Raw genomic sequence first — 7,533 nt, 5'->3', positions numbered from 1 at the left:
TTCTTCAAGAAGGTCGTGCCCAAAACAGCGTCATCGCTCGGGATCGTCTATACACCGGTCGAGATCGTCGACTTCATCAACAGCGCCGTCAACGACCTCCTGCAGGAACACTTCGACGGGGCCTCACTGTCCGACGAAGGAGTCCACGTCCTCGACCCGTTTACCGGCACCGGCACCTTCATCGCCCGCATGATCCAATCCGGGCTCATCTCCCCCGAAGCGCTGCCCCGCAAGTACGCAAGCGAACTGCACGCCAACGAGATCATGCTGCTCGCCTACTACATCGCCGCCATCAACATCGAGACCGCCTACCGCGGCGCAATTGCCGAGCACGCAGGCGCAGAACCGGACGGGTACAAGCCGTTCACCGGGATCGTCCTCACCGACACCTTCCAAATGACCGAAGATGGCGACTCGATGGATACCTACTTCTTCCCGCGCAACAACGAACGCGCGGACCGCCAGAAATCGCTCGACATTCGAGTCATCGTCGGCAACCCGCCATATTCCGTCGGCCAGTCCAGCCAGAACGATGACAATGCCAATCTCCGCTACCCGAGCCTCGACTCGGGCATCGAGCGAACCTATTCAGCAAGGTCGGGCGGTACGAAGGGAAACTCACTCTACGACAGCTATGTGCGAGCTATCCGCTGGGCATCGAATCGTGTTCTGAGTTCGCCTGATGGAGGCGTAGTCGGCTTCGTTACCAACGGCGGCTGGCTCGACAGCAACTCCGGCAAGGGGATCAGGCAAACCTTGGTCGAGGAGTTCGATCACATCTACGTGCTAAATCTCCGCGGCAACGCCCGCACGAGCGGATCACAACGCCGCAAAGAAGGCGCCAACGTCTTCGACGCAGGAAGCCGAAACGTAGTGGCGATAACGATTCTTGTTCGGAAGCCCAACAGAGATCGATCTGGCCGTACCACCACCGTGCGCTATCGAGACGTAGGTGACTACCTCACGCGAGGTGAGAAACTCGCGACGGTTGAGAAGGCCGAAATTGCCGACCCCTGGATAGCGATCGAGCCGAACGAGCATGGGGACTGGATCCGACTGCGCAACCCAAGGTTCAACGAACTAGTACCACTCTCTGGCGACAACGGAGTATTCATTACGACCCCACCGGGCATTGTCACCAACCGCGACTCTTGGGTCTTCCAGAGTTCCTTAAAACAGCTGAGTCGCGATGTTGAGCGCATGATCAACTACTACAACCTTGAGGTTCTGCGCCTGGCAGAACTCCCTGAGCTTCAGGCGGCTGAGTCGTCGTCGGCGGCATTCGAGGTGGTCCGTGATTCGGCGAGGCAAGTGCCTTCGGAGTTCTCGTGGAACTACACAGACTTCGAGCGGGCAGCGCGGGGTGAGCTGTCCGCTCTTGATAGCTCGATGCTCCGAGACGGTCTCTTCAGACCATTCTTCCGAACTCACTTGGCCTTCGACTCTTCTCTCGCTCGAACAGTCGGTCGCGTCCCGCAGCTGTTTCCCAATCTGCAGACCGCGAACACATGCATTGCCTACGTCGGGACGAGTTCCAAGTCTCCGTTCGGTGTCATCGGTACTCGATGGATCCCCTCTGTTCACCTCATCAACTCGGATGCGACAGGCCTGCTGGCGAGGTGGCGTTTCCCAGAAGCTTCCAATGAGATGTCGTTGCTCGATATCGGTGACAGAGCGGACGAACACGGCCGAGTGTCGAACCTGAGGCGGACGGCTGTCGCACGGTTCCGTCATGCACTTGGCGGCGACGTGACCGATGACGATGTGTTCCATTACGTGTACGGCGTGCTGCACTCACCGGAGTTCCGGTCAGAATTCGAGGTCAACCTGAAGAAGGAAGCACCCCGCGTCCCGCTCGTTAACGATCGGGCGGCGTTCGAGGCGTTCGTGGCGGCTGGTGCCGAGCTGATGGAGCTGCATATCGGCTTCGACGATGTCGATGCGTACCCGCTGGTCGAGGAGTGGCTCGATGGCGTCGGACCTGATCATCCTGACTTCGATACCGATCGACTGCTCGTTGGTTCAAGGAAGATGAAGTACCCGAAGGTCACCGATGCTGACGCCGATTCGGAGACCCACGGCATCAAGGTCGCCGACAAGTCCCGCCTCGTCTACAACGACTACCTGACGCTGTCTGGCATTCCTGAGCGAGCCCACGAATACGTGCTCGGCACCCGGTCTGGTGTCGATTGGATCATCGACCGCTGGTACGTCAAGACCGACAGGGCGTCAGGCATCGTGAACGACGTCAACCAGTGGGGACTCGAACAAGGCGAGTCCCACTACATCATCGATCTGATCAAACGAGTCGTCACCGTGTCGATCCGCACAGTGGAGATCGTCGACTCGCTTCCCGAGCTGCGCTTCGACGAGCACGGCACCCACGTCGTGTCCGCCGGCACCTGCTGACGTCACTTCTTGTAAGGCGACTCGAACCAACTCGACTCTCGGCGGACCCTGCGGGGGTTCCCGGTAGCCGGTTGTACACGTGACGTGATCAGTTCGGGCTCGGGTGCAAGTACACCCCCGTCCGCTACGCAGGTGTGACGGGTCGCCACTCCCCCCAGACCAGGTCGGAGCCGGTCTCGAACGCGTGCGAAGATGCCTGGTAGTGCACCGTACCCGGGGTGCCCGTACCCCCCGAAGGAGACGCATGCTCACCGTCGTCGTCGCTCTCGGAGGCCGAAGCCGTGGCGCCCACGATCTTCGAGGGGCCTGGGGAACAACCGAACAGAATCCAGCGGTAAGGAGTTCGAAGAGATACGAAGTTCCTGCTCACAGCGCTGTCAGCTCAGCCGTCTGCAGGCGACAGCATGTTCGGGTTGCCGACGGCCGGCGGCACGAAACTCCTGGTCAACGAGGGTGCGCCATGGCTTAGCGCTGGATTCGGTTCCATTGTTCCCCGGACCCGCGGTAGGCCATGCGGCCATCTTGAATCGGTCGGCCCACGCTTGCCGCCGTGCGACAGGTTGATGAGAAGTCAGATCGGGGCAGACCTGACTCCACTGCTAGCTTGCTGTGATGCGGGGTTGGGCGAGGTATTCGGTCGCGATCGTCGCTGCGTTTGCGATGGCTACCACGAGTTGCTCAGGCGGTGAACGGCAATCGAGCCCAACCGACCCGGCGACCACAGCGAACACTGACACCACTGAGGCAGTCATCGCACAGGCTGCCGGTGTCAGCATCAACGTCCCGTACTCGTCGCTGTCATCACCCGACGCATCTCTCAGTATCGACACTGGCACCCCGCCCAGCGAAGCCCTCGCCAGTTTCGGCGCTGATATCGAACCACTCGGCGACGTAGCCGATGTTCAGCGGACAGGTGGCGAACTCATTGGCCCAGCGACCGTAACGTTCGATCTACCAGCCGACTTCGACGACAGCCGATACAGCCCTGGCGTCGTCTGGGAAACCGACACCGGCTGGGAACTCCTGCCCATTGCCTGGCAACCAGGCGATCAACAGGTCGTCGCGACCACCGACCACTTTTCGTTCGGATTCCCGATCAGGATCGATTGGTCTGAAGCCGCCAACAGCCTCACTGGCTGGGCCGAAGGGCTCGTGACGGGCCGAGCGAACATCGACAACCCCGTCTGCGGTGATGAACAGGCCGCTCGCGAAGCGGGTATCGAAGTCGTGTCGGACGTCGGTGACCTCGTCAAGTGGTGCTTCGGTCGAGAGGATGGACGCGATGTCCTCAAAGTCGCCAACAACTGGAACGCCGGAGTTCAAGTCCGGTTCCTAAAATCGTGGAACGTTGTCGAGTATCAAGGTGCCGGTGCGTCACCCCAAGCCATCGGGGATTGGCTCGACAGTGCATCGCGAGAAACCAACACGACTATCTCTCGCCTCATCGGCTCAGGCCAAACAATCGTGCTCGAACCTTCCGGTCTCGATACTGGCAACGGCGCTCGCGTCGTGGCTGAAATCTCCACTGTTTCCTGGCTCTGGTCGATCGCACTCCAAGGAATCGACATGTACCTCCTGACCGCCAAATGGCTGGCGGTCGACACCAAGGACGTCCGCGCCGAAGATCTCCTCACCGGAGCTGAGTTCATCAAGTGCTACACCGAGCACTACGGCGAAGACATCGCCGCTGCAACAGCGCCGATCGCACCAGAGTCGTTTGCACAAGTCGTCAACGACACCACCCTCTTCGCTCTCAGCTGCGGTGAGGACGTCATCCGCGACTACCTCGGCACACTTTCCGGCTTGGCGGCCCGAGTCGGCAGCGTTGCGGTCGGAGTCATCGCTGCGGCCGTCGGGATCGTGTACGGCCTCGTCAACGCCGGCTTCGCTGGAATCCGCGGTCTAATCGACGAGATCGGCGGACTGTTCGACGACACCGAAATCGGGGGCTCCGGCTACGACATCGTCCTCCTCCGCTCGTCGTCACCGAGCGGCGTCGCCGAGATCGCTGCTGACGGCCTGACTGCGGCACTGGCATACGATCATCCGACGCTCGGGTCGGTGACGATCCAGGTAGTGCGCAGTGGAGGTGGCTCGGCTTATCAGCGGTTCTTTCCATCGGTAACGGCGGTCGTCGATGCCACTGGCAATCGAATCTTCGAGTGGTTTGCGCAAGGGGATTTCGAGGAGTTCGACTTTTGGGGCCTGGCACCTGAGGACGATGTCGATACGACTGTCGATGCACTCGGGCACATCTTTCTCAAGTGGAACCCTGGCAGGTTCACCGGGGTATCGGTGTTGATTCCTACGAGTGACGGTTTCGACTCGATCGGAACCCTGACTGACGATTTCTACGACGGGTACTACTACGCATTCGTCGTCGACGTAGATAACGACGGCGTGTTTGAGTTGAACCAGGCTTTTCAGGTGTGCGAACCCACTTGCGCCGAGGGCGCTGACTACAGCCACATCTGGCGGTGGAATGGCTCTTCCTACGCCGGACCCAGTGATCCGCCTGAGACGGCTACCGGACCTGGACTTGAAGATGGTGTCGCCGCCATTCGTTCCTACCTGCTCGCGGCGGGTGCGCGATCCTATGAAGAGGCCTGGTCTTCGCTGTCGACGTCGTACCAAGCGCGGTACGGGAGCTACGAGTCTTTCGTCAGCTTCTGGGACCGAGTCGACAACGTAGGGATCGATGCCACGTCGCTTGTCGGTGAGATCGCAGGGAATCCGCCAGGGACCACGGTTGAGGCGGCCCTCCGCTACGCGCTGCGAGATGGTTCCACCAGTCGCGAGATTGTTCACATCGACGTAACTCGAATCAATGGCGAGCTCACTATCTCCGACTATCGATTCGTCCGACAGCTCTAAACTCCGAGCTGCGCCGGTATTGATGCTGTCCGATTTGTGCGAAATAGTGCCCTGACCGGGAACTTTGGGGGCGCTTCGGATCTGGGTGGGAGTTCGGCTTGTTCAGGTAGGTCCCGGGCGCAACCGTTTCTGGTCTCGCCTGAAGTCGCTGAGGGACTGCGGATTGGATTTGAGCCTGTCGCCCACACTTCGACGCTGTCTGCTGCGCAAACCAAGGCTTGGCAAAGTTCGACGCCGGCAAACATGCGGAACAGGCGTCCGCCGGTGCCAAAGCTTCCTTCGAACACGTCACGTTCGAACACGAAACCGCTGTCGACGATGGCGTTCGGATATGCGGCGACCGCATCGTCGATCGAAGCGCCAAGACGGACACCACGATCGGTGACCAAGTCGATCACGTCGTCGCCCGGTTCATTCACATAGGGGTACGACGAGGTTCGGCGCGAGATCCTGAATTCGTGGTTCGGCTCCCGGCTCGGTGAGCCGACGGGAGGCGGGCAAGGCCCCGCCGGATGCTGAGCCAGCCGACACAGATGCGGAGTGTGACGGGGATCGGCGCGAGATCCTGCATTTCGGCGAGACGAGTAGCATCTGCTCGTGGCAGCTGATGGCGGCAACCTGAATCTGGGACACATCCTCCTGGCAGGAGAGATCACGAGATTCGGCGACATTTTGGCCATCCGGCACACCCCCAAGACGTTGGAGGGAATCCGCACGTCCGCCGACGCGACGCCCGCGAATCTCTTGGAGTACACGCGCCATCAGGATCTGCGAGCTTCGAAGATCCCCCCGCAGCCTCCAAGCACTTGGCTGATCTTCATGGCCGATGGCGCCCGCCGTTCCCGGTTCGTCTGCGCGTATGAGAATCGCGGTGAAGTTCTGAGCGAGAGAACCACCGATTCTCGCTTTTTTGACCTCCACGAGTCCGAGATGCTCTCGTCGCTGCGGAACCGACTCGTCATCGAATGGCCGAAGGACACGATCAACTGGGCAAAGGGTGGCGAGATCGCAGCCGCATTCCCGCTCGTCGAGATCGCGGACGCGCATGCCGTTCCCTTCCCCGGCTTCGACCGTCTGCTAATTTCCTACGAAGATTTGATCGACGTGGTAACGGACCATCGCTACAGCGAATGGCAGGTCGCGTTGAGATCGGTGCAGGGCATCTACCTGATCGGGGACTCAACCACCGGCAAGTTGTACGTGGGCAAGGCCGACGGTCGAGAGCGGATCCTGGGGCGGTGGGGCACCTACGCCCGGGACGGACACGGCAGCAATGTTGCACTGCGAAACCTGGTGCAACTCGATCCGAGTCACGCCCGCCACTTCGTTTTCAGCATCTTGCGCGTGTTCGGTCCAAACGTCGTCGCGAGTGAAGTGGACGAGGCCGAGGCCCACTACAAGAGAGCGCTCCTCACACGGCCGCACGGCATGAACTCGAACTGACACGAGTACCACAAACGTTCCTTTCTGGTACTCCGTCGACGGAGACCCCGATCAGGCCGAAACCGAGTATCAGAACTCGTGAACAGAATCAAAGTCCCGGAACCTAGCGACTGACCCTTTCTGGTACTTCTTGAACGTGAACGTGCTGGCCACCAGCCTCGACAGGCTCGATGAAGGTCCGAGGTTCGATGGCTGAAATTCAGGATCTCGCGCCGAACCTCGTCGTTCCCCATCATGATCGTTCATGCGCACTGGCAGTCCTGACTGGCGGCATCCCGACCTTTGTAAAAGTCAGGCCCGTTGACAAATACCCGACGCAATGACCACGTCGAAGTTCGCCGCCCGCAAGAGGCAACGGGCGAATCGGCTACGGTGATCTCCAATGCGGGAACAGTGGTGCGACGGTGAGGTAAACGAAGTTGGCTAACAGCACGACGCTTCGCGTGCTGGCGGACAACCCCGCCGCCATCGACCTTCTTGGATTGGCATCGATCTCGAGCGCCGTGAAGGACATTGTCTGCGCCGACAATTCGGAGCCGATCACCGTGGGATTGAACGGTCCATGGGGAAGCGGAAAGTCTTCGCTTCTCCAACTCCTCTTGCGCGGACTCGAAGCCGAGGACCGCACGATCGTGTTCGAACTGAATCCCTGGGAGTTCGCTGACGACGACGACGTCAAATCGACCATCATCGCGACCGTTCTTCGCGATCTTGCCAGCGAGGCCGACGTCGGCATCGTCGAGCGCCTCAGAAACCTGGCCGCCCGCCTCAGCCTGAAGCGAGCATGCACGCTGCTCACCACAGGTG

At 60.3% G+C, this 7,533-nt stretch carries 6 protein-coding genes; 4 read left to right on the top strand and 2 right to left on the bottom strand.

Translation table 11 applies throughout. The features are described 5' to 3' along the window. Both ACESNG_RS16870 and ACESNG_RS16865 read left to right on the top strand, forming a co-directional pair. On the top strand, window positions 1-2,409 hold a 2,409-nt coding region (locus ACESNG_RS16870; RefSeq protein ID WP_373069892.1), incomplete at its 5' end, for a type ISP restriction/modification enzyme. A gap of 660 nt (window positions 2,410-3,069) precedes the next feature. Then, the gene (locus ACESNG_RS16865; protein ID WP_373069890.1) at window positions 3,070-5,283 is read left to right on the top strand and encodes a hypothetical protein; all 2,214 of its coding nucleotides are present in this window, start codon (window positions 3,070-3,072) and stop codon (window positions 5,281-5,283) included. Here ACESNG_RS16865 and ACESNG_RS16860 read toward each other — a convergent pair. Next, the gene (locus ACESNG_RS16860; RefSeq protein WP_373069888.1) at window positions 5,280-5,702 is read right to left on the bottom strand and encodes a hypothetical protein; all 423 of its coding nucleotides are present in this window, start codon (window positions 5,700-5,702) and stop codon (window positions 5,280-5,282) included. The genes ACESNG_RS16865 and ACESNG_RS16860 overlap by 4 nt on opposite strands. Window positions 5,703-5,880: 178 nt before the next feature. On the opposite strand from ACESNG_RS16860, the gene ACESNG_RS16855 reads away from it, so the two are divergent. Beyond that, window positions 5,881-6,726: a GIY-YIG nuclease family protein gene (locus ACESNG_RS16855; protein WP_373069886.1), complete on the top strand. Its 846-nt coding sequence runs from the start codon at window positions 5,881-5,883 to the stop codon at window positions 6,724-6,726. 367 nt (window positions 6,727-7,093) lie between these two features. On the opposite strand, the gene ACESNG_RS16850 is transcribed toward ACESNG_RS16855, so the two are convergent. Continuing rightward, complete coding sequence (locus ACESNG_RS16850; protein ID WP_373069896.1) at window positions 7,094-7,270, bottom strand: hypothetical protein; 177 nt, start codon at window positions 7,268-7,270, stop codon at window positions 7,094-7,096. Here ACESNG_RS16850 and ACESNG_RS16845 point away from each other — a divergent pair. Beyond that, a partial coding sequence (locus tag ACESNG_RS16845; protein ID WP_373069894.1) for a P-loop NTPase fold protein occupies window positions 7,230-7,533 on the top strand: 304 nt, incomplete at its 3' end. The genes ACESNG_RS16850 and ACESNG_RS16845 overlap by 41 nt on opposite strands.

The organism is Gemmatimonas sp., from assembly GCF_041689975.1.
Classification (GTDB): domain Bacteria; phylum Gemmatimonadota; class Gemmatimonadetes; order Gemmatimonadales; family Gemmatimonadaceae; genus Gemmatimonas.
This window is presented reverse-complemented; position numbering and strand designations above follow the sequence as displayed.